The sequence below is a fragment of the Nitrospira japonica genome, assembly GCF_900169565.1.
GTDB classification, from domain to species: domain Bacteria; phylum Nitrospirota; class Nitrospiria; order Nitrospirales; family Nitrospiraceae; genus Nitrospira_C; species Nitrospira_C japonica_A.
In genome coordinates, this window is sequence record NZ_LT828648.1 from 3276649 (window position 1) to 3299414 (window position 22766).

Annotated in this window: 20 protein-coding genes; 6 read left to right on the forward strand and 14 right to left on the reverse strand. The window is 58.6% G+C overall.

Annotated elements, in window-relative coordinates:
- Positions 1 to 19 precede the first annotated feature (19 nt).
- The 6 genes from gmk to NSJP_RS15635 form a co-directional block, all read right to left on the reverse strand.
- Positions 20 to 727: a guanylate kinase gene (gene gmk / locus NSJP_RS15610; RefSeq protein WP_231989404.1), complete on the reverse strand. Its 708-nt coding sequence runs from the start codon at positions 725 to 727 to the stop codon at positions 20 to 22.
- Positions 724 to 1602 carry a YicC/YloC family endoribonuclease gene (locus NSJP_RS15615; protein WP_172834384.1) on the reverse strand — a complete coding sequence of 293 codons (879 nt, stop codon included), beginning with the start codon at positions 1600 to 1602 and terminating at the stop codon, positions 724 to 726. The genes gmk and NSJP_RS15615 overlap by 4 nt, the downstream gene beginning before the upstream one ends.
- Positions 1599 to 2261 (reverse strand): endonuclease III, encoded by a 663-nt coding sequence (gene nth, locus NSJP_RS15620; protein WP_080887785.1) that lies wholly within the window; start codon positions 2259 to 2261, stop codon positions 1599 to 1601. The genes NSJP_RS15615 and nth overlap by 4 nt, the downstream gene beginning before the upstream one ends.
- A 33-nt stretch (positions 2262 to 2294) precedes the next feature.
- Positions 2295 to 3950, reverse strand: a complete 1656-nt coding sequence (hflX, locus tag NSJP_RS15625; RefSeq protein WP_231989405.1) for a GTPase HflX — start codon at positions 3948 to 3950, stop codon at positions 2295 to 2297.
- A gap of 45 nt (positions 3951 to 3995) precedes the next feature.
- Positions 3996 to 5078 (reverse strand): tRNA (adenosine(37)-N6)-threonylcarbamoyltransferase complex transferase subunit TsaD, encoded by a 1083-nt coding sequence (gene tsaD / locus NSJP_RS15630; protein WP_231989406.1) that lies wholly within the window; start codon positions 5076 to 5078, stop codon positions 3996 to 3998.
- Positions 5079 to 5202: 124 nt separating this feature from the next.
- The gene (locus tag NSJP_RS15635) at positions 5203 to 7629 is read right to left on the reverse strand and encodes an ATP-dependent Clp protease ATP-binding subunit (protein ID WP_080887787.1); all 2427 of its coding nucleotides are present in this window, start codon (positions 7627 to 7629) and stop codon (positions 5203 to 5205) included.
- A gap of 269 nt (positions 7630 to 7898) precedes the next feature.
- On the opposite strand from NSJP_RS15635, the gene NSJP_RS15640 reads away from it, so the two are divergent.
- Positions 7899 to 8759: an NAD(+)/NADH kinase gene (locus NSJP_RS15640; RefSeq protein WP_080887788.1), complete on the forward strand. Its 861-nt coding sequence runs from the start codon at positions 7899 to 7901 to the stop codon at positions 8757 to 8759.
- Between the two features lie 32 nt (positions 8760 to 8791).
- Here NSJP_RS15640 and NSJP_RS15645 read toward each other — a convergent pair whose 3' ends face one another.
- Both NSJP_RS15645 and NSJP_RS15650 read right to left on the reverse strand, forming a co-directional pair.
- Positions 8792 to 10138 (reverse strand): FAD-dependent oxidoreductase, encoded by a 1347-nt coding sequence (locus tag NSJP_RS15645; protein WP_080887789.1) that lies wholly within the window; start codon positions 10136 to 10138, stop codon positions 8792 to 8794.
- 213 nt (positions 10139 to 10351) lie between these two features.
- Complete coding sequence (locus tag NSJP_RS15650) at positions 10352 to 11809, reverse strand: class II fumarate hydratase (protein ID WP_080887790.1); 1458 nt, start codon at positions 11807 to 11809, stop codon at positions 10352 to 10354.
- A gap of 82 nt (positions 11810 to 11891) precedes the next feature.
- Here NSJP_RS15650 and NSJP_RS15655 point away from each other — a divergent pair, with 82 nt between their 5' ends.
- The gene (locus NSJP_RS15655) at positions 11892 to 12122 is read left to right on the forward strand and encodes a hypothetical protein (protein WP_155970294.1); all 231 of its coding nucleotides are present in this window, start codon (positions 11892 to 11894) and stop codon (positions 12120 to 12122) included.
- Between the two features lie 61 nt (positions 12123 to 12183).
- Here NSJP_RS15655 and NSJP_RS15660 read toward each other — a convergent pair whose 3' ends face one another.
- Positions 12184 to 12633, reverse strand: a complete 450-nt coding sequence (locus NSJP_RS15660; protein ID WP_080887792.1) for an Hsp20/alpha crystallin family protein — start codon at positions 12631 to 12633, stop codon at positions 12184 to 12186.
- Between the two features lie 138 nt (positions 12634 to 12771).
- Positions 12772 to 13908: a citrate synthase gene (locus NSJP_RS15665; protein WP_080887793.1), complete on the reverse strand. Its 1137-nt coding sequence runs from the start codon at positions 13906 to 13908 to the stop codon at positions 12772 to 12774.
- Here NSJP_RS15665 and NSJP_RS15670 point away from each other — a divergent pair.
- Together NSJP_RS15670 and NSJP_RS15675 are read left to right on the forward strand one after the other, a co-directional pair.
- Positions 13900 to 14271: a hypothetical protein gene (locus NSJP_RS15670; protein ID WP_231989407.1), complete on the forward strand. Its 372-nt coding sequence runs from the start codon at positions 13900 to 13902 to the stop codon at positions 14269 to 14271. The two genes, NSJP_RS15665 and NSJP_RS15670, sit on opposite strands and share 9 nt — an antisense overlap.
- Positions 14268 to 14651, forward strand: a complete 384-nt coding sequence (locus NSJP_RS15675; RefSeq protein WP_080887795.1) for a hypothetical protein — start codon at positions 14268 to 14270, stop codon at positions 14649 to 14651. Before NSJP_RS15670 ends, NSJP_RS15675 begins: the two co-directional genes overlap by 4 nt.
- Before the next feature lie 12 nt (positions 14652 to 14663).
- Here NSJP_RS15675 and NSJP_RS15680 read toward each other — a convergent pair whose 3' ends face one another.
- Positions 14664 to 15035, reverse strand: a complete 372-nt coding sequence (locus tag NSJP_RS15680) for a hypothetical protein (protein WP_080887796.1) — start codon at positions 15033 to 15035, stop codon at positions 14664 to 14666.
- Between the two features lie 91 nt (positions 15036 to 15126).
- Here NSJP_RS15680 and NSJP_RS15685 point away from each other — a divergent pair, with 91 nt between their 5' ends.
- Positions 15127 to 15477, forward strand: coding sequence for an arsenate reductase family protein (locus NSJP_RS15685; RefSeq protein WP_080887797.1), 351 nt, complete (start codon positions 15127 to 15129; stop codon positions 15475 to 15477).
- 99 nt (positions 15478 to 15576) lie between these two features.
- On the opposite strand, the gene rnd is transcribed toward NSJP_RS15685, so the two are convergent.
- The 3 genes from rnd to NSJP_RS15700 all read right to left on the reverse strand — a co-directional run bounded on the left by rnd (position 15577) and on the right by NSJP_RS15700 (position 18935).
- On the reverse strand, positions 15577 to 16776 hold the full coding sequence (gene rnd / locus NSJP_RS15690) for a ribonuclease D (protein WP_172834385.1): 1200 nt from the start codon (positions 16774 to 16776) through the stop codon (positions 15577 to 15579).
- An 8-nt stretch (positions 16777 to 16784) separates the two neighbouring features.
- Complete coding sequence (locus NSJP_RS15695; protein WP_172834386.1) at positions 16785 to 17372, reverse strand: J domain-containing protein; 588 nt, start codon at positions 17370 to 17372, stop codon at positions 16785 to 16787.
- A 120-nt stretch (positions 17373 to 17492) separates the two neighbouring features.
- Positions 17493 to 18935, reverse strand: a complete 1443-nt coding sequence (locus tag NSJP_RS15700; RefSeq protein WP_080887800.1) for an NAD-dependent malic enzyme — start codon at positions 18933 to 18935, stop codon at positions 17493 to 17495.
- A 147-nt stretch (positions 18936 to 19082) separates the two neighbouring features.
- Here NSJP_RS15700 and NSJP_RS15705 point away from each other — a divergent pair, with 147 nt between their 5' ends.
- The gene (locus NSJP_RS15705) at positions 19083 to 22766 is read left to right on the forward strand and encodes an aldo/keto reductase (protein WP_080888631.1); all 3684 of its coding nucleotides are present in this window, start codon (positions 19083 to 19085) and stop codon (positions 22764 to 22766) included.

Genomic DNA, 22766 nt, shown 5'->3' on the forward strand with positions numbered 1-22766 from the left:
GGATGAAACCCCTTTCTGGTTAATGATGATCTGTTCGATTTTCCGATTGCGACTCGTCGGCGAGAAGAAAATCGCGCTCGATCCACGCCGTATCCATCCGCGCGGTTTTCGATCGTTCCGCGAGGAAGATCGTCTCCAGTTCGCGAAGGGAACGACCTAACTCGTCGTTGCGGACGACGTACGTGTATTGCCGATAGTTCCACACCTCTTCCTTGACCTTCTGCAACCGGCGTTGAATCTCTTCGGGAGCATCGGAAGCCCTCGTTTGCAATCGAGTGCGCAACGCGGCCATGGAGGGAGGAAGGATGAAAATCGACACGGAATCGTCGAATTTCTTCTTCACCTGCAACGCCCCCTGAACGTCAATTTCCAGCAACACGTCGATTCCTTGATCGAGTTTGTCGGTCAAAGATTTTCTCGGCGTCCCGTAGAGATGACCGTACACACGCGCCCACTCGACGAACTCATGACGGTCGATCATTTCCTGGAACGTGGCTTCTTCGATGAAAAAATACTCACGGCCGTGTTCCTCGCCCGCCCGCGGCTTTCTGGTGGTACAAGAAATGGAGTGCCAGAGACCCGGGATGCTCGCGACCAGTTGTTTGCACAGCGTTGTTTTTCCGGTTCCCGACGGCGCGGAAATGATGAACAAGACGCCGTGACGGTGGAGGGACGCACCCATCGGTCCGGCAGGTGATCGGGCTGGATTTTTGGTCGTGACGCTCATTCGACGTTCTGCACTTGTTCTCGAATTCGTTCGAGCTCGGCCTTCATATGGACGACCTGAGCGGCGATTTCGGCATCGTTGGCCTTGGAACCGATTGTATTGACCTCACGCCCCATTTCCTGGAGCAAGAAATCGAGGGTTTTACCTATAGATTCCGATCGGTTAAGCGTTTGCTCAAACTGTACCATATGGGAGTCCAATCTGACTATTTCTTCCGCAATGTCGCCACGATCCGCATACACGGCCAATTCCTGCAGCAGGCGGGATGCGTCAGGGGGTTCGCCGCCCATCAATTTTTCGACCCGGCTCCGCATTCGATCGAATTCAGCCTGGACCACTCGGGGAGCCATCGCCCCCACGATCGTCTTCCGCTCCCGAATCGCACCAAGCCGTGCGAGCATGTCCTTCGCCAAGGCATCCCCTTCCCGCCTTCTCATCGCCACGAGGTCGTCCAGCGCCTTGACCGCCAGTTGTTGAGCCAGTTTGGAGAGCTTTCGATCCTCCACCGGCTGGTCGATAATGGACACCACGTCACGCTGTCCGGCAATCAGGCCAATATCAATGGATCCGCTCAGCTTGAGGGTTTTTTTCAAGGCGCGAAGTGCCTGATGGTACTGCTTCGCCAAGCCCTGGTCAACAGCCACCGTATGCGACCGTCCCTTTCCGCTCTGGACGGTTATGGTGAGATCAATGCGACCACGGGCACAAACCTGCTGCGCCGCTTTCTTGATGGTGTCTTCCAAATGATTCAGTGGGCGCGGCAAGCGGCAGGCGATCTCAAGGAAGCGATGATTGACGGACCGCACCTCGACCGCCACCGAACCATCCTGCCACGGTGCCTGCTGCCTCCCGAATCCTGTCATGCTTCGAATCATGCGGGCCCTTTCTGTTTCCACGTACAGTGCGCGTAAATCGGACAACGTTCGCATTGCGGGCGCCTGGCAGTGCAGACATACCGTCCGTGCAGCAGCAAGCGCTGCGAGACGGCCGTCCAGCGCGCGGGCGGAAGCAGCCGTTGAAGATCCTGTTCGATGCGGGTCGGATCGTCCGAGGTCGTAAACCCAAGGCGGTTGGCGACTCGTTTGACATGGGTATCGACGACGATCGCCGGCTTGCCGAAGGCATTGCCTAATAGGACGTTGGCGGTCTTTCTTCCAACTCCCGGCAGACCGACCAATTCTTCCATGGTCTCCGGAACCTTTCCGTGAAACTTCTCCTCCACGGCGCGACCACAAGCGATGATGTTCTTCGCCTTGCTCTTGAAGAATCCCGTCGAACGGATGACTTCTTCCACGTCTCGCTGCGAAGCCTGTCCCAAATCCGCCGGTGTGGGATACCGCCGGAACAGCGCGGGGGTAACGCGGTTGACCCGTTCATCCGTGCATTGTGCGGACAGGATGGTGGCAATGAGGAGTTCCCATGGAGTTCGATGGTCGAGTTCCATCTCGGCGGCCGGCATGGAACGGATCAAATTTTCAGCGATCTTGCCGAGACGCTCCTGACGTGCCTTCTGCTGGAGTTGCTTGGGGATCATATCGGTCGAAATGGCGGTCCGATTGTGCAGCGCTCAACCGCCGGATGCAAGCACGAGGACATCGGGCCCCTTGACGGCAGGCATTCCCGTATCAGGCACGAGCAGCGTCAACTGCTGTTCCAGATGGCGCAGCAACGGATGAAGGGTATCCGGATGAATCGCCGAAATCCCGACGGCGCCATAGCGGCGGCACAGCAAGGCCGCCTCGTCCGGGGGAAGTCGATCGCACTTATTGAACACGAGCGTGCGCGGAAGCGCGTCGAGGTTCAGATCTCTGAGAATCGTCACCACTGCCGAGATCTGGACATCGATGTCGGCTGCGCCGGCGTCCACGACATGAACCAGGAGATCAGCCTCTCGCAATTCTTCCAGCGTGGTACGGAACGCTCCCAACAGCTCCTGCGGAAGATCCCGGATGAATCCCACCGTGTCGGTGACAATGACCTGCCGGTCCCGGGGAAATCGGAGACGTCGGCTGGTCGTATCGAGGGTTTCGAACATCCGGTCCTGAGCGGATACATGACTCTTGGAGAGGACGTTGAGCAGCGTCGATTTTCCGGCGTTCGTATATCCGACCAACGAAAGCACCGGCATCCCGTGCCGATTCCTGCGGGCGCGACGCTGGTCTTGATGTCTGGCGAACTGACGCAAGTCCTGCTCCAAATGCGCAATGCGCTCTCGGATTCTTCGACGATCGGTCTCCAATTTAGCCTCGCCAGGCCCCCTAGTTCCGATACCACCGCCCAGTCGCGAGAGATCCGCGCCCTTCCCGGACAGGCGGGGCAGGAGGTAGCGGAGCTGGGCCAGCTCGACCTGCACCTTGCCCTCCCGGCTGTGGGCGCGTTTGGCAAAAATGTCCAGGATCAATTGGGTCCGATCGATCACGGGGATATCGGTCACTTCGGAAATGGCCCGCGATTGCGCCGGAGACAATGTCTGATCAAAAATCACCATGTCGGCGCCGCGATGAAGCGTTTGGATCAGCACATCCTTCAGCTTTCCCCTTCCCAGCAAATACCGTTGATGCCCTCCCGTTGTTCGTTGCGTCAGGCGATCGATGACTGAAATTCCCGCCGAAGCCGCCAGCTCCGCGAGCTCTCCGAGCCGGTCCTCCTGTTCCGCCCGGCTCATGGATGAGGCGCTGACCAGCAAGGCCGACGCCACCCCTTCTTTGGTCGCGTGGCCACGCACCCTCTGCAACCCGGCTTCCAGTTCCTCGATGAATACATCGAACACCACGGGAGACTGGTGAAACGCCGTCGTCTTGAGGACATTGAACAATTGGCCCGTGCCGTTCGGCGGAAGCAGGTGCGCAAGATACAGATTGCCAGGCAGCCCGTCGGAGTCCACGGAGAGCACGCCGATCAAATCCAGACGCAGATACGCAAGGTCCGTCAGCAGTTCCTGATTGATCGGCTGATCGTGCAATTGCGTTCTGATCACGCGAAGTCCGCGCAACGATTGAACGCCGGCCCTGAACCGTGCCAATGTCGCCGGAGACAACGTCAGGTCGGTTCCCACGACGATCTCCTGCATCTGGCCTTTTCTGGTCAACACCACCGCGATCGGACGCCGAATGTCCAGAGTGATCTGGCACATCGTTCTCGCCAATTCCGGGGAGAGCACCTTATCTGGAGGCACGCGCCGCCGATACAACCGTTCGATGGCGTCCAGCTGGCCCGCTTTCAACCCGGTAATATGACCAATTACGTCAGAAATGGACGACCTCCCTTGTCAGACGGTTTCGATTACCTGCAGGGGTGACAGCGGATCCATCGTGACCAGAGCCTCCGCGTCATCGGCCAGGCGTCGACCCGCCGACAATGCGTTTCTCCCCGCGGCGGCGATCATGGCCGCATTGTCGGTGCAGTACTGCAACGGCGGGATGCTGAGCAACACACCTTCTCGATGCGCTCGTTCCGTCAACAGAGCGCGGAGTCTTGAATTGGCGGACACGCCTCCCACGACCGCCAAAGCCGCCACGCCGCAGCGGCCTACGGCGGTGAAGGCCTTCTCGACAAGCACACTGACAATGGCCTCTTGATAGCCGGCGGCCACATCGGCCCGAATGCCATCGAGATGCGCCTTATCCATGCCCTGCAGGCGATAGAGCAACGACGTCTTCAGCCCGCTGAAGCTGAATTCGAGGCTGCTCTTCCGCATGGACCGCGGAAACCTGATCTTTCCCGGATTCCCCGCTTGCGCGAGCTTGTCCAGTGCCGGCCCTCCGGGAAATCCCAAGCCTAGCATCTGGGCTCCCTTGTCGAACGCTTCCCCGGCAGCGTCGTCCCTTGTACGGGCCAACAGTCTGGTGGCTCCATCTTGTCCCCGGTGATAGAGATGAGTGTGCCCTCCTGAAACGACCAGCACCACGCATGAACGAGGAAATGATGGATCCTTCAGCCACGCGGACGCGATGTGCCCTTCCAAGTGACTGACCCCAACGATCGGAATGTTCAGTGCAAATGCCAGCGCCTTGGCATAGTTCAACCCTACGATCAGGGCGCCGGCAAGTCCGGGACCTTCGGTGACCGCCACGCCTGCGAGATCCTGCCAGCTCAAACCTGCTTCATCTATGGCACGGGCCGCGATCTCCTCGATCTTTTCGATATGCGCCCGAGAAGCCAGCTCCGGCACGACTCCTCCGAACCGAGCATGAACGCTGTGCTGCGAGGAGATGACGTTGGAGAGAATCGTCCCGTCGCCGCGGATGACCGCCGCGGCGGTTTCATCACACGACGTCTCGATCCCCAAGACCGGACCGTCGGTCCCACGGGCGTCGGATATCCCGGAGTAGTTCATTTTAATTTGATTCATTGCCCTCTGAGCCGGTGCTTCGGCGTAAAAACACCTCGACCCTTGCCGCGTACGACGCAACAAGGGTCGAGGCTTGATGATCGGTCGATGATTCGGATCGCGCGGACCGGCCGGCGACTATCAATTACACACCAGCCATCGCCTCCTGTTCAATGAAGACGGGAGCACCGTCGCGCAGCACCACTTTGATCTTCCGGCTATCCTTGAAGCGGCCCTTGATCATCTCTTCGGACAGCGGGTCTCCGATGGCCCGCTGAATCGTCCGGCGCATCGGCCGAGCCCCGTAGAGCGGTTCATACCCTTCCTTGATGAGCCACTGTTTGACCTCGTCGTCGACCTCGATCTCCACGCCTTTTTCCAGAAGCCGGAGATTGAGCTCGCGCAACAGGATGTCCAGGATATTGAACAAATGGGACTTGTCCAATTGGTGGAACACCACGATCTCGTCAATGCGGTTCAAGAATTCCGGGCTGAATTGACGCCGCAATTCTCCGAGAACCTCTTCCTTCTTGTGGCGATCCTGTTCGGCTTCGGTGCTCTGGAATCCCAAAGACACGCCCTTCTGGATCAATTTCGTGCCGATGTTGGACGTCATAATCACAACGGTGTTCTTGAAATCGACTTTGCGGCCCAGGCTGTCGGTCAAGACTCCGTCGTCCAGCACCTGCAGAAGCAGATTGAACACGTCCGGATGGGCTTTCTCGATTTCATCGAACAAAACCACCGAATAAGGACGACGGCGCACACGCTCCGTCAATTGCCCGCCCTCCTCGTAGCCGACATATCCGGGAGGAGCGCCGAACAGACGGCTGCTCGTGAATTTCTCCTGATACTCCGACATGTCGATGCGGATCAGCGCGTCCTCGGTATTGAACAAAAACTCCGCCAGGGTACGAGCCAACTCAGTCTTTCCGACTCCGGTTGGTCCCAGGAAGATAAAGGAACCGATGGGCTTCTTGGCTTCCTTGAGGCCCGCGCGGGAGCGGCGGATCGCACGACAGACCGCGGAAATCGCCTCGTTTTGGCCGACCACCCGTTTATGGAGGAAATCCTCCATCCGCAGCAACTTGTTCGACTCTTCTTCTTCGAGCTTGAAGAGCGGAATGCCCGTCATTTTGGAGACGACGTAGGCTACGTCCTCCTTGCCGATCGTCGGCTTCTGCTTTTCCTGATTCTTTTTCCACTCGCGCTTGGACTCGTCGAGCAACTTCCTGAGCCGTTCCTCTTCTTCGCGATGGCGAACGGCTTCCTCGAAGTTTTGCATCGAAATCGCCAACTCTTTGTCCCGCGACACCTTCTTCAGCTCCTGCTCCATTGCCTTCAACTCTCCGGGCAACGCATAGGTCTGAAGCTTGGCGCGCGAACCGGTTTCGTCGATCAAGTCGATCGCTTTATCCGGCAGGAACCGATCGGTGATATACCGATCCGACAGCTTGACCGCTTCGACGATGGCATCCTCCGTGATCTCCACGCCGTGATGCTCCTCATAGCGGTCGCGAAGTCCTTGAATGATCCGAACCGTTTCGTCGAGGCTCGGCGGCTGCACGTAGATCGGCTGGAACCGCCGCTTGAGTGCGCCGTCTTTTTCGATGTGCTTGCGATATTCATCCAGCGTCGTCGCGCCGATGCACTGAATTTCTCCGCGCGACAGCGCGGGCTTCAGCATGTTGGACGCGTCGATCGATCCCTCCGCCGCACCGGCGCCCACCAACGTATGCAGTTCGTCGATGAAGATGATGATGTTTCCGGCTTGCACGATCTCCTTCATCACCACCTTCAAACGCTCTTCGAATTGGCCGCGGTATTTGGTCCCGGCCACCAGGGACCCGAGATCCAACGCGATCACGCGTCGCGACAAGAGGTTGTCGGGAACTTCGGATTGGATGATCCGCTGGGCCAACCCTTCGACAATCGCCGTCTTTCCGACGCCGGACTCGCCGATTAATACCGGATTGTTCTTCGTGCGGCGGCTGAGGATCTGCAACACCCGCTCGATTTCGTCCGCCCGTCCGATGACCGGATCCAACTGACCTTCCTGGGCCATCTGGGTGAGGTCACGACCGAATTCATCGAGCGCCGGCGTATTGCTTTTGCGATCACGCTCGCGCGGAGCGGACTTGCGCAAGAACGTCACCGTCAATTGCCTGGCCGTCAGGAGATTCGCGCCGAGGCTGCGAAGAATCTTGCCGCCGATCCCCTCCTCTTCCCGCAGAAGTCCGAGCAGAAGGTGTTCGCTGCCGATGTGATTGTGCCCAAGCAACCGGGCTTCTTCGACGCCGTACTCGATGACCTTCTTCACGCGGGGGCTGAACGGGATTTCGCCGAAGGTCATGGTCGTCCCGCCGCCGGGCAAGTTTCGTTCGATCTCCAAGCGGATCTGTTCCGTGGAAAGACCCATCTTCTTCAAAATCATCAGGGCGATTCCGTCGGACTCGCGAAGAATGGCCAGGACCAGGTGCTCGGTCCCGAGATAATCGTTCTGATGACGCTCGGCCTCTTCCCGCGCGAGGATGATGATCTTCCGACCCTTGTCCGTGAATCGTTCGAACATCCTGCCTCCTTCTTGATGGTCTAGCTTGATGGGCTAGGGCTGACCCGTGGAAGCGAACCCTTCGAAAAATATGCCTAATTTTAACTAGAAGGATGTGCAGTGTCAAGGTTGGATGGGAATCGCACGGCGCTTACGCGCGGAATGGGAACGTCATGTCTCCACAACAGACCACATCATGCGATTCGTTGACTTCAAAAGAACCATCCCGATAGAATCCCGAACTTTTCCCGGCCGACCCGCTGCCTCTGGACAAGAGAGATGCACCATCGATGAAAAGCAAGAGCATCGGCATTTTGACCAAGCCCAAATTCCCCGAAGTCAAGACCACTCTGCAAGCCGTGGTGTCCTGGCTGCGTGCCAGGAACATCGATGTGATCTTGGATACGACCTCCGCCGCCCTTCTCGAAGAAAAGGGCGGCCTTCAGAAAACCCAATTGGCTCAGAAGGCCGACGTACTGCTCATCCTGGGAGGAGACGGAACGATGCTCAACGCCGCCCGCCTGGCAGGCGAACGCGGCATTCCCATCCTCGGCGTCAATATGGGAGGCCTGGGATTTTTGACCGAGGTGCGACTCGAACACCTCTACCCTTCCCTGGAGCGGGTCTTCGCCAACGATTTTGTCCTTGATGAGCGCCTGATGCTCAAGACGCACGTTCACCGTCACGGGGAGACCGTCGCGCAAGGCATCGTGCTCAATGACGTCGTCGTCAGCAAGGGAACTCTGGCGCGGATGATCGAATTGCGGATCTCCATTCACGGACAATTCGTGACGAATCTGCGTGGAGATGGCTTGATCATCAGCACCCCGACCGGGTCCACGGCCTATTCCCTATCGGCCGGTGGGCCGATCCTCGAGCCGGCTGTGCATTCGCTCATCCTGACGCCGATCTGTCCCCATACACTGACGCACCGGCCGCTGATCGTGCCGGACAATGTCGAGATCGACGTCACTCTCACGAGCAAAGATGAAGGCGCCATGGCGACGCTGGACGGACAAGTCGGCATCGCGCTGACCCAGGGGGATACGGTCGCATTGAGCGTCTCGGAGTTGCGAACCAGGTTGATCCGCTTTCCGGAAAGCACGTACTACGACGTCTTGCGTGAAAAGTTGAAATGGGGAGACGGCTAGCGTGGAAGATGTCCGGATGGAACGATGCGTTTCTATCCCTGCTCGACCAATCGGATCATGTCCTGATTCGTCGCAAATTTGAATTCGCCGATGCAGTCGTCTTTGGCCTGTTGAGCCTTCTCCGCCGCTTCCAACACTCGAAGCCCCTTGACCCCGACCGGATGGCTCTTCCGTTCCCGAAGCGTCGCCTGAAGTTTCTCGACTACGGACTTCGGATTTCCCGGTGCCGGCTTGGTGAGCAGATATCGGCCGACGACCTCGGCGCACCAATCTCCATCACGTTTGGCCACCCCGACAAGCCCTTCGCTGGCTTTTCTGGCCCAGCCTGCGAGAAAGACTCCATCCAGAACCTTTCCCGTGGAATCATCGTACGCCTGAAACAATGCGTCGTCCGGATCATTGTTGGTCTTGACGGGATTCGTGACGAACACTCCGCTCTTATAGGGCAAACCGACGGTTTCATCGACCTTGTCGCCGACCGCAAAGACGACACTGTCGCAGGGAAACTCATAGAACTGCTTGAGTCCGACGGCAGCCGTGTCCTCGCCCTTCGGCTCAAGCTTGTTATCTTCCATCTCCAACCCGCGAACGCGGTTGTTTCCGTCGACGAGGATGCGCTTGGGTGACGCCAAAAACTTGAAGCTCATTTTCGCATCACTGTTTTTCGGCTCGCACTTCGTAAACTCCCCAAGCAGTCCCTTCAGGATTTCGTCGGGCTTCTGACCCACCGCAATGAGCCGGTCCTTGATGCGCTCCACTTCCTTGGTGATGTCATCCACATCCATGTTGGAGCAGACCGCGCGGATCTCTTTGGGATTGTACTTTCGCTCCGCAGGACCGCGTCGGACGATGGCCGTCACCCGCTCGACCTTCTTATAGCGGGTCAGCCAGTGGGCGATATCCACCATGACGTCGCCAGCCCCGATAACGGCCACGTGCCGACCGACGTCAAACGGGCGGTCGCCAAATCCCGGAAGCCGGTTGAAGTGATACACCACGTCTTTGGCGTGAAAGACCCCCGCAGCCGTGTCTCCTTCGACACCGATGGCTTTAGTCCCCTGCGCACCGATGGAGTACACCACCGCGCTGGCGCCAAGGTTCCGTAGGTCTTCGACGGATAGATCCTTGCCCTTCCCGATCGAGACGTTTCCAAAATAATGCACGTTCTGCTGCTCGAGTAATTCCCAGTACTGTTTTTTGAGACCGCCGCGCAGCTTAAGCTTGGAGGGGAAGATGCCGTATTCGGCCAATCCGCCGAATTTGATGTCGCGATTCAGAATAATGACTTCGTGTCCCGCTTTGGCAAGGGTTCCGGCCACCGCCATCCCGGCAGGTCCCGCTCCGGCGACAATTATCACATGGGCTGCTTTTGCGCTCATACGATCGTTCTTTCCCCGTGTAGAGAGATAAAATGGTCTAGAACCTCAAGAGTTCCGCGGACTTTAGCATAGGGATTCCGCCGCTGTCAAAATCAAATCCGGCTCTTCATCAGACATACGCGCGATGCCGTCATGCTCCGCGATTCTCTGCCCGCTTTCGCTGGTCGCTGCGATCCGGAGGGTCCCCTCCCGTTTATGCGCGCATCGTCCCGGTCAACCTCCGGCGCTTCCGACCGGTCCTCCTGGCTCTGTCATTCGCCAGGGATCGAGCAGTTCGGTCAGTCGCTTTTCCGGAAGGACGTGCTGCTCCTGGGCAACCTGGCGAACGGTTTTTCCGGACTTGAAGGCGTCTTTAGCCAGTTTCGCCGCCGCTTCATACCCGATCTCGGGCGCCAGTGCGGTACACATGGCCAAGCTTTCCTCGATCAGGCTGTTGCAGCGCGCTTCATTCGCCTTGATGCCCTCGATGCACTTGGCCGAGAAATTATTCGAGGCCGTTGCCAGCAACTCAATGGACTGGAGAAGGTTGTACGCCATTACCGGGAGCATGACGATCAATTCGAAGTTCGCCGCCTGTCCGCCGACGGTCACCGTGACATCGTTGCCGACCACTTGAGCGCAGACCATTGTGACGGATTCGGCGATGACCGGATTGACCTTCCCCGGCATGATCGAGGACCCGGGCTGCGTTTCGGGCAAACTGATTTCTCCGAGTCCGCAGCGGGGACCGGACCCCAACCAGCGGACGTCATTGGCGATTTTCGTTAGGCTGACGGCCAACGTCCGCAAAGCTCCGCTCGCCTCGACCAGCGAATCCTGAGCCGATTGCGCCTCGAAATGATTGACGGCTTCTTGAAACCGGCATCCGGTCTCCTGGGAAATGATGGCCATGACTTTGCCTGAGAACTCAGGATGGCAATTCAAGCCCGTTCCAACGGCCGTTCCGCCGAGCGCAACCTCGCTCAGGGCTTCCTGCGCCCGCTTCATTCGAGCGATCCCCAACTCGATCTGTCTGGCATAGCCGCCGAATTCCTGACCGAGCCGAACGGGCGTGGCATCCTGCAAATGCGTCCGCCCGATCTTGACGACCTTATCGAACTCTCTCGCCTTGTCCTCGAGCGCCCTATGCAACCGGGACAGCGCCGGAAGCAGCTGCCGCTGGATCGTCTCCGACGCCGCGATATGAATGGCCGTCGGAATGACGTCGTTACTCGACTGGCCGAGATTCACATGGTCGTTGGGATGCACGAGTTTGCTGCCTCGCGCGCCTCCGAGCAATTCGGTGGCCCGATTGGAGATGACTTCGTTCGTGTTCATGTTTGTCGAGGTACCCGATCCGGTCTGAAAGATATCGACGGGAAATTGAGCGTCGAGTTTCCCCTCCACGACTTCCGCGGCCGCTTGCCTGATCGCGTCCGCATGGCGCTGATCGAGTAAACCGAGCGAGTGGTTTACCGACGCGGCCGCCCGCTTGATCAGCCCCATGGCCCGAATGACGGACCGCGGCATGCGCAAGGAGCTGATGGGAAAATTCTCCACCGCCCGCGCAGTCTGCACGCCATAGTAGGCGTCAGCCGGCACGGCCAGTTCTCCCATTGTGTCACGTTCGATTCTGGTGGCCCCGTCGGACGAGCTGGGGGCGGTGGCATGGCTATCGCGCGTCTGCTTCATAGGTTCGACTCCGTCATAAAGGTTCTGGCTTACGAGGGCGCCATGATAAACTCCGCCCATTAGTCGGCACAAGGGTGGTCTCATGGATTCTGCATATGTGATCGTGGAGACCTACGCCGGCAATAAGGGTGAACGTACGCCCCGATCGTTCACGCACGGGAAGATGCATCGCATCGTCACGGACATCCTCGATCGGTGGTATACCGAAAGCCACTGTTATTTTCGCGTGCGGGCGGACGACAGTCTGCGGTACGTCCTGCGGCATCAGCTTGATGAGGAATCGTGGGAATTGGTGATGCGGGAACTGGGCTGACAATGAAAAGGCCCGTCTTGCGGACGGGCCTTTCCCACCTCAGCGTCTGAGTACTGCCTTTTCAGGCAACTTTGACATCGACCGCCTTCGGCTTCACCCGTTCCGTCTTCGGCAGGTGCAAGGCCAGGATTCCATCCTTGTATTCCGCCTTGACTGCGGTATCGTCAACCGATTCGGGCAACGTGAAGCTGCGGACGAAACTCCCGTAGGAGCGCTCGACCCGGTGAAACTTCTTGCCCTTCTCTTCCTTGTCTTGACGGCGTTCACCCTGCAACGTCAGCACCCCGTCTTCGACGGTGACCTTGACGTCTTCCTTCTTCACCTCCGGCAGCTCCGCTTTGATCAAATACTCGCCGTCGGTCTCACTGATGTCCACGGTCGGCATCCAATCCGCCACGGTCAACGCTTCCTTCCCATTGCCGGTGCGTGGCGCCGGACGGGCAAACATACGATTCAACCTCTCCGACATATCTTCCAACTCGCGAAACGGGTCCCAGCGTACAAGAGCCATGTTCGACCTCCTGTTCGTCATCACTATGATTGATGGTTAACGTGTTTGGCGCTGCGCCGCACATTCCACTCACGGTTGGGAGATAACTCGGACCGGTGTCAAGTCAAGAGGGCCGGCGGCGGAGAAGGCGACAATGGCTCAAGAGCGCTCGTTTAGCGGTACATATGAACGGTTGTGCTCACCGGAATAGATCTGGTCCGGACGAAACAGCTTGTTCTCATGCAGTTGCTCCAGCCAGTGAGCGAGCCAGCCGGACACCCTCGCCATGGCGAACAACGGGGTGAAGAGATCGACGTCGATTCCCATCTTGTCGTAGATGATCCCGGAATAGAAATCGACGTTGGGGTAAATCCCCTTCGCATCCAAATGTTCTGAAGCCGCCCGCTCGACTTCCACAGCCACGTCGTAAAGCGGCGAGGAACCACAGGCCTTGAACAGTTTGACCGAGAGCGATTGCAGGATGACGGCTCTCGGATCCTTGACTTTGTACACCCGGTGGCCGAAACCCATCAGTTTCCGCTTGTCGGCCAGACGTTGTACGACGAACTCTCGGGCATGACCGGGAGTACCGATTTCCTTCAGCATCTGTACGACTTCTTCGTTGGCTCCCCCGTGCAGCGGTCCCTTGAGCGACCCGATGGACGAAGCCACGACGGTATACGGATCGGCCAGCGTCGAGGCCGTGATCATGCCGGTGAACGTCGACGCGTTCATCGTATGCTCGGCATGGAGGATCAGACAATCGTCGAATACCTCGCTCCAGACGGCGGGCGGCACCGATTCCGTCATCATGTACAGAAAGTTCTCGCTGAACTCGAGATCGTCGCGCGGCGGGATCGCCTCGTCACCCCGTCGCAGCCTGGCCCATGCCGCGACGATCGTCGGGAGCTTGGCGACAAGACGAACCGCCGACCAATAATTATTCTCCACGTCCTTGACGTTGCGGCCCGGATAGAACATGCCGAGCGCGGCGACCGCGGCTTGGAGCGCGTCCATTGGATGACCGTGCTCCGGGAGACATTTCATCAAATCGATGATCGTGAATTTCACACGCCGGTGACGCGTGACGTCCTCCGTCCACTTCGACAGTTCGCCTCGGGACGGCAGATGGCCGAACAGGAGGAGATAGGCTGTCTCTAGATACGAAGAGCTGGCACAGAGTTCCTCGACCCGGATTCCGCGATATTCAAGAACGCCGCGTGCACCGTCCACGTCGCTGATGGCCGACTTGGCGGCCGGAACACCGGCAAGACCGGGCATGAAATCGTGTGGCATAGTCTCTCCTGCTCGGGCGACTACTCGTCCGTATGGATCGATGCGATACCGGCGACACGGGAGAATGCGACGGTCGGCACCTTGCAATCACCTACCCCGCTTGGCATACTGACTTCAGTCGTGACGTGGAAGACGCGCATACTACGGCACCGCCTGTCGGTAATGGCGATTCTCGGCACCCTCATTCTTATCTCCAGTCTCATTTACCTCTGGACACCGGCCGGACAACCTCAACGTCGGACGATCAAGGCAGTCGGAACCAGTACATTGGGCCACGGTTCTCCCCCGGCGACCATTCCTCAACATTCCACGGCCACCGGCGAGGACGGCATGATGACCCAGAAAACGAGGGGTAACCAGTGAGAGCCTTTCTGTGTGCGGCACTCGGTGCGGCTCTTCTCGTCGGCAGCGCCAATGCGGCGTCCGGCGAGGACGACTTGTTGATCTTCGCCGTCGTCAGCGCCCCGCCCAAAGACCGATCCCGCGTGGCGGTAAAGGCATCGGTCAATGACACGGTCTCGGATACGAAGCTGCTGGCCTCCGAATCCATTTTGAACAACCTCATCTGGAAAAAGCTGGAAATCTGTCATGCCCTCCGGATCGAGGGCACCAAAGCCGCCGACGGATACAAGGTGGTGACCGTCCGGGTCATCGATGCCAGCATGCTTCCGATGACGTTGCAATCCTTTGCCGGGGATTGCCTCATCAAAAAGGCCATCGAGATCGCGCCGTTGGTGGATTAAGACCCCGGAGAATCACGTTGCCCGGCACTCGAAGCAGCTCGTGGGTTCTTCCGGTGCATCGCACTCGTCTCCGGTCAACGGAAACAGCTGCTCGCAGAGACGGCAGGTTCGAATTTCAAAGTACGCCGTGCCCTCCTGATCGATGTCGGTGGGCAACAGCAATTCAAAAGGATCATATCCGATCATCGTCCCATCGGAAAATTTGACGACGGCGAGTCGATCGTTGAAGACTTCGAAGACGGCCTCTTGGCCTTTTCGATCGACAAGATGCCCGAGCACGAAGACCGGCTGCCCTTTGCGTTTGATGCGGAGATCACGCAACGTGCGCTGATCGGTGGTCGCGCAGGAAAATTGACCGCTCGAACTGGTGCCGACAGTGGGCATGGCAAAGACGAAAAAAAGAACAATTGTTTAGCATGTACCATAGGGGTAAAAATGGCGTCAAGCGAGGATCCACCCGTCAGAAGGAGTCGACATGCCCGATATGATCATCTATGAGAAGCCGACCTGTTCGACGTGCCGTCAAGCCGTCCAACTGGCCAAAGACAGTGGGAAATCGTTCAAGACCGTCAACTACTATACGACCCCGTTCACGAAGGCCAAGCTGACGGCGCTGCTGAAGAAGGGCCGATTATCTGCTCGTGACGTGCTGCGGACGAAGGAGGACGTGTATAGAGAGCTCGGCCTGGCTAAGAAGAATTTATCCGGCGACGAACTCATCGACTTAATGCTCAAACACCCCGACTTGATTCAACGTCCGATCGTGGAAGCGGGTGACAGGGTGCTTTTGGCCAGGCCGGCCGACCAAATCAAGCAGCTCTTGTAGCAGGGTTCACGCTCCGGCCGGCCTCGTGCCGGCAGTCGGAGTCCTCAACGCATGGCAGGAGCCGCTTTCCGCTGGATCAACCAGCGCAGCCTCGCCCGGTCATCCCGTACCATCCGGCTTGAACAACAAAGTCCCCGAGCGACTCACCCGCACCGTTACCTCGCCGTTCAACACTTGCTGGATCAAATTTCCCGCCACTTCCCGACGCCATCCGCGCAAGAGAGGAAGAGCGATTTCGCTCTTTTTCTCCCTGGCCTCGACCAATGCTTGAATGTCGGCACTGGTCGCAAGCAAGGTCGGAGCGATTTCCGCTTCCGCCGCACGGGCCTTTAGGACGGCTTGAAGAAACTCGACGACCCCGACGGACTCAGGTTCAGATCGCCTTTCCACCGGCACTTGCGGCCACGCCGAGGGAGGCAGGGCCAGTGAGCGTTCCACCGTTTTTACAATGTGTTCGCCGTTACGTTCGACCTCGGAACTGTGGACTCCTCTGAGGGTCTTGAGTTCATTCACGGTCCTCGGCGGATGCCGGGCCAATTGCAACAGGACTTCATCCCTCAGTACCCGTCCCCGCGGTACATTGCGGCGCTTGGCCTCGCTTTCACGCCAGGCGGCCAGATCACGAAGCACGGCGGCGTACTTGGGCTTGAGCCCTTCCCAGCCCCTGATTCGCTGATAGCGTTCAAGCGGATCCCGGCCCTTCTCACCCACGACCGACTCCAGTCGGGCGAACTCTTCGTGGGCCCATTCCAATCGGCCCAACGCCGAAAGCTTCCTGACGAGATGCGCATGAATCGGAAGAAGGAACTGAACGTCCTCGGCCGCGTAGGCGATCTGATCGTGCGAAAGCGGGCGCGCACTCCAGTTGGTGAAGGTGTGGGCCTTCGCGAGCCTGGTGCCGACGATGCGCTGCACCAGATTCGCATACGCAGATTGAGCGCCGAATCCCAACATTGCGGCGGCAATCTGCGTATCGAAAAACGGCTTCGGAATCTCTCCGGCATGCACCGCGAACAGATCCAAATCCTGCCGGCCGGCATGGACGATCTTGTTCACTCCCGGATTGCCGATGAGTTCCCAGAACATGTCGAGCGGACCGTCGGCCTGCACGGCGGGAAAGTCGATGACCGCCGAAAGCCCGGACGAGGCGATCTGAATGAGTTCGAGCTTGGGAACGAAACTCTCTTCCCCGACGAACTCGGTGTCGAGGGCAAGCTCCGCGCTGGCCTGCAGCTGGTGGCATAGCCGTTCGAGATCCGCGCGCGTGGTGATGTAAACGGGCTCGCTTGGTGTGGTCACGCTCTGATTCATTCCGCTGGGCTGTACGGTCGATCCGGCGGCCTCATCGGTTCGGTATTGGTGAGACTGAGATACTCCTTGAGGAACTGGTAAGCCTCCAGCATGCGGCGGAGTTCCGGCTCGGAGCTGCGATCTCCCTGGTTCGCGTCGGGATGGAGCTGTTTCGCCTTGTGGCGAAACGCCGTCGTGACGTCGGCCAGCGAGCTTCCGAACTCGACGCCCATAATGGCATAGGCGTCCACGGCATTGTTGACACTCGAGCTCTGCGAGAGATCCCCGCCCCCGCCGCCTGCCGCTTTCAACATGTCCGCCAGGTTGAGCTTCCGCCGCCGCCGCCTGGGGCGTTCCCGAATCTCGCTGTCCAGGTCATCCCAACGATCCTCGACAAATTCCAACCGCGACTCCAGACGCATGGCGCCTGACAGATCGGACACGCCTTCCAATTCCTCTTCGATCTGGAGCAGCGACTTGACGATCTCGTCCAGCCCTTGTTCCACGCGAAAATAGCTGTCGACACGTTCCTGCATCATGGTATCCACGGCACAATCCATACTTTCCTCGGTTTTCGAGCGGAGCGAACTGATGCGTTTTTGCATCCCGCTCCTGAATTTCATGTACTTACCCGCCGAAAATGGCATACACATCCCGTGGGGTTTGCAAACGCCGCGCATTCTAGCATAGGCGGCCCAGTGGTCAGAAGCGCGGAGATGGACCCTTCACGTCGAAGAGAACTGATCACCGATCTTGTTGCGGCGCCGTGCCACACCGGTTTCGTGCGCAGCGGCGGAGACCGCTTTGGCCACTTTCGGCACCACTTCCTTATCGAAGACACTGGGAATGATATAGTCTTCGGTCAACGTTGTACGGGGAATCGACTCGGCCAATGCCTTGGCGGCGGCAAGTTTCATCGGTTCGTTGATCGCCACCGCTTGCACATCCAACGCGCCGCGGAAAATTCCGGGGAACGCCAGGGCATTGTTGATCTGATTGGGAAAATCCGACCGGCCCGTCGCGAAGATGCGACAATGTGACGCGGCCAACTCCGGCGATACCTCCGGGTCGGGATTGGCCATCGCGAACACGATCCGATCCGAAGCCATCAGATCGAGGTCTTCAGCCTTCAAGAGATTTCCGACGGATAAACCGATGAATACGTCGGCTCCCCTGAGAGCGTCTTGGAGCGTGCCGGCCGGCTGCAGCGGCGTCAGACAGGACAGGAGATCCTGGCGGCAGGCACGCAGGCGTTCACCATCCCCTTGCAAAATGATTCCCGGTTTATCGCAGCCCACCAGATGCGATACCCCTGCCGCCAGCAGCATTCGGCAGCAAGCCGTACCGGCGGCACCAAGACCATTGACGACGACCCACACGTCCTCGATCGCTTTACCGACGACCGCAAGCGCATTGGTGAGAGCCGCGAGAATCACCACCGCGGTGCCATGTTGATCATCGTGCATCAGCGGGATCGCCAACGACTCCTTCAGACGCCGCTCGATCTCAAAACAGCGCGGCGCGCTGATATCCTCTAGATTGATGGCGCCGAAACCCGGAGCAATCGCTTGAACCGTTCGTACCACTGCATCTACTTCCTGCGTATCAAGACAAATCGGCCAGGCATCGATGCCGGCCAGTTCCCGGAACAACATGGCCTTGCCTTCCATGACCGGCAATGCCGCCTCCGGGCCCAGGTTGCCGAGTCCGAGAACCGCGGATCCATCGGTCACGACCGCCACGCTGTTGCTCTTGGTGGTGAAGGCATAGGCTTTGGATCTGTCCTTGGCGATCGCCTGTGAAACCCGTCCGACGCCGGGAGTGTAGACCATGGACAGGACATTGCGGGTGTTGATCGGCACCTTGCTCTGTACCTGGATCTTCCCACCCAGATGGAGCAGGAAAATTCGATCGGAGGCCGATAGAACTTTGACGTCAGAAAGCGCTCCAAGGCGCATGAGCACATGCTCGCCATGCGCCTCGTCGCGAACATCGAACGTCACGTCCCTGATCATGGACGCGCTGGTAGCTGAGACAATGTCGACCGCGCCGAGATTCGCGCCCTCCATCGCCAAGACGGCCGCGACATTTGCGAACATGCCCGGCTTGTTGGCCAGTTCAAGGCGAACGGTCAACCGGTAATTGGAATAAGGACCGAGATCGTTCATGGCCACCGGTCGGGACGATGCAGTCACTCATGAGAATACCATAAGAAGGCGATTGTAACGGGCTCGACATTCCCCGACGGAGTTCCAATGCAAGCATGGGATCATGTTTCATTGATCCCCTCTTCCACGGAATGCTATGGTGAGGAGATGTCCGCGCCGTCTCGTCCCCCTAATCGACTCGTTCACCAGACGAGTCCATATCTGCTTCAGCATGCCCATAATCCTGTGGACTGGTTCCCATGGGGGCCCGAAGCTCTCGAGCTTGCCAGGACACGGAACCGCCCGATCCTCTTGTCGATCGGCTATTCCGCATGCCATTGGTGCCATGTGATGGAGCGCGAATCGTTCGAAAACGAATCCATCGCCGCGCTGATGAACCGGCACTTCGTGTGCGTCAAAGTGGATCGGGAGGAACGGCCGGACCTGGATGAAATCTACATGCAGGCCACCGTCAGGCTCAACCGAGGCCAGGGTGGCTGGCCGATGACGGTGTTTCTGACCCCTGAACAGCAGCCGTTTTTTGCCGGAACCTATTTTCCTCCGGATGACCGATGGGGACGCCCGGGATTTCCCGCCATTTTGAAGAAAATCGCGGAAGTCTGGGAACGAGACTCCGGTAGCCTTCGCACCCAAGCGCAGGAACTGACCGATCGCTTGACGCAGGAAGCCCATGCCACATTCCCCATGACGGTCAGCGAGACGGTGCTGACTGAGGCGGTGCGCGAGTTCCGCGATGAATTCGACGCGCGTTACGGCGGATTCGGCTCAGCCCCAAAGTTTCCCCCGGCCGCCGGTCTCTCCTTGTTGCTCCGCTGCCATCGGCGCTCCGGCGATCCGAGCATCCTTCAGATGGTCACGAAGACGCTCGATGCCATGTCGGCCGGCGGCATCTACGACCATATCGGAGGAGGATTTGCACGGTATTCCACGGACGAACGGTGGCTGGTTCCACACTTCGAGAAAATGCTCTACGACAACGCACTCCTGACCAGATCGTATTTGGAAGCCTTTCAGGTCACCGGAAAGGCCGCTTACCGCGCGATCGTCCAGGAAGTGCTCGACTATGTGCTACGCGAAATGACCGGCAAGACCGGAGGTTTCTATTCCTCAACCGACGCGGATTCAGAAGGAGTCGAAGGCAAGTTCTTCGTATGGACGCCGGCACAGGTCCGCGCCGTTCTGACGAATGAGGAAGATGCAACCCGATTTTGCGCGTGCTACGACATTACCGAGCAGGGCAATTGGGAGCATCAGAGTATTCCGAACCGACTCCGGCCGATCGAGGAGGTCGCGCGGGAGCTCCGGATTTCCATTGACGAACTCCAGAACACTGTCGATCGGTGCCGTCCCCTCCTTTACCAATCCAGGGCACAACGGCAACCTCCCGGACTCGACGACAAAGTGATCACCGCATGGAATGGGATGATGCTCGGCACCCTGGCGGAAGCGGGGCGCGTGCTGGGGATGCCGCGATACATCGAGGCATCCAGACGGGCCGCCGACTTTTTGTTGACCGTTCACCGGACAGCCTCCGGTCGCCTCCTGCGGACGTCACGCAATGAGCACGCCCATCTCGACGGCGTCCTCGAGGATTATGCCTTTCTGGCGGAAGGGCTCATTGATTTGTTTGAAGCCTGCGGCATGGACCGCTATCTGTCGGCGGCGCAGTCGCTCGGAGAACTAATCCTGACATCGTTCCGAGACGAGGTACACGGAGGCTTTTTCACGAGTTCACGCGAGCACGAAACGCTGATCATGCGCAGCCGTGAAGGACCGGACGGCGCCACCCCCAGCGGAAACGCCGTGGCAGCCTTCGTGCTCGCACGACTCGCACATCATGGTGACCGGCAGGACTTCCGCGAGGCAGCCGTCGGCGCCATTCGCGCCTATGGAAAACAGATCACCCGCTATCCCAAGGCCTTCGCCAAAAGCCTGGCCGTCGTCGATTTCGTGACGGAAGGTCCCCTTGAAATCGCATTGGTCGGTCGTGAAATGGATCCGGCACTGCAGAGCTTCACGGACGCGCTACGTTCAATCTACTTGCCCAATCGGATTCTTGCCGTGACGCATCAGGTGGACGGGACATCAACGCATCCACTCTTGGCCGGCAAGACCACGGTCAATGGAACGACGGCGCTCTACCTATGCCGTGATTTTACCTGCCAGCGTCCCATTACGGATCCAGGCGAAACAGTCGCCGCAGTCCATACTGCGCAGAAGCCCTCTTCGGCAAACGCGGGGGACCGATCTCTCAATGGACAGATGCTCGCCGGCTTCGCAACGGCGGAAGGAACCGCCAAGTATGCCGCACGGCAGGTCAATCATCCCAACGCACCTCCCGGGTTGGAAAACGGTTACGTCCCGTTCGGGGCAACCGGTCTCACCGTGTCCAAAGTCGGTTTCGGCACATACCGCATCGATATGAGCGACAGGGAATACACTCTCGCCTTAGAAACAGCGCTGCGAAACGGCGTGAACTTAATCGATACTTCCACCAATTACATGGACGGCGACAGCGAGCGAGTCATCGGTCTTGCCATACGACGTCTGAACGCGGAAGAGGCTCTGTCCCGTTCCGAACTCATCATGGTCTCAAAGATCGGATATGTTCAGGGCCAGACTTTGGCCCGGGCCACGGCCCGAGAGCAATCCGGAACCCCGTATCCTGACATGGTCAAATACGGCGAGGGGATCTGGCATTGCATTCATCCCGAGTTTCTCGCCGACCAGTTGACGGCCTCGCTCGACCGGCTGGGATTGCAAGGATTGGACGTCTGCCTATTGCACAACCCAGAATACTTCCTATCGGAGGCAGGACGTCGCAAGGACGCGAATCTGGAAGAGATACGCGAGAGCTTTTATCGACGGATACAGGATGCATTCGCATTTTTCGAATCGCAAGTGGCGCTCGGTCGAATCCGTTGGTACGGTGTCTCCTCCAATTCCGTCGCGTCCGAAGCCGACGCCACGGATGCCACGTCGCTTTCTCGCTTTCTGGCCGCTGCGGAGGCAGCGGCGGCCTCACAGGGGCAATCCCAGCACCACTTCGCCGTGCTGCAATGTCCCATGAATCTCTTTGAGGCGGGCCCGCTGCGTACTCACAACACCGGAAATGGCCTGCAACAAACGGTCTTGAGTTTGGCCGGGCAAAGCCGCCTGGCGGTATTGGTGAACCGGCCGTTGAATGCCATGGCTGATCCGAAAGGCGGAATGTTACGGCTGGCTGACCTTCCCCACGAAGGCCATCCAGTTGATGTGGAAACTCAAGTGAAGAAGGTCGGACAACTGGAGCAGGAGTACCGCGACACGCTGGCGTCTTCGATTTCCAATCCGCAGCAGGGTCTACAGCCAACCGACTTTTTCAATTGGGCGACCGAACTGAAACCACTGGAGGGACGCCTTCACGGCCTGGAACATTGGGAGCAGATCGAGCACCAAGTGATTGCTCCTCATGTAAACCAAACCATGCAGGCGGTGCCGCGCCTGCTGGCTCCAGAGATGGCGGATCGATGGGAAGAATGGCGGGAACGTTATGTCCCTGAGCTCTTGAATTTGCTTCGCGGTCTGCGGCATCACGCCACGGAAAAAAGCCGCCAGCGAAGGCTGGCCGTCACCGCACTGCTCGACCCCCTTCTCCCGGAAAACCGGCGCATGGAGTCGCTCTCTCGTAAGGCCCTCTGGATCGTCAGCAGCACCCCAGGTGTGACTTGCGTGCTCAATGGGATGCGATCACCGTCGTATGTGAAAGACTCTATCGAGGTGCTTCGGTGGGCGAATCTAGCGCAGGCACATTCAATATACGACCGGATGCCAGCTTCAACGGACGTGTAA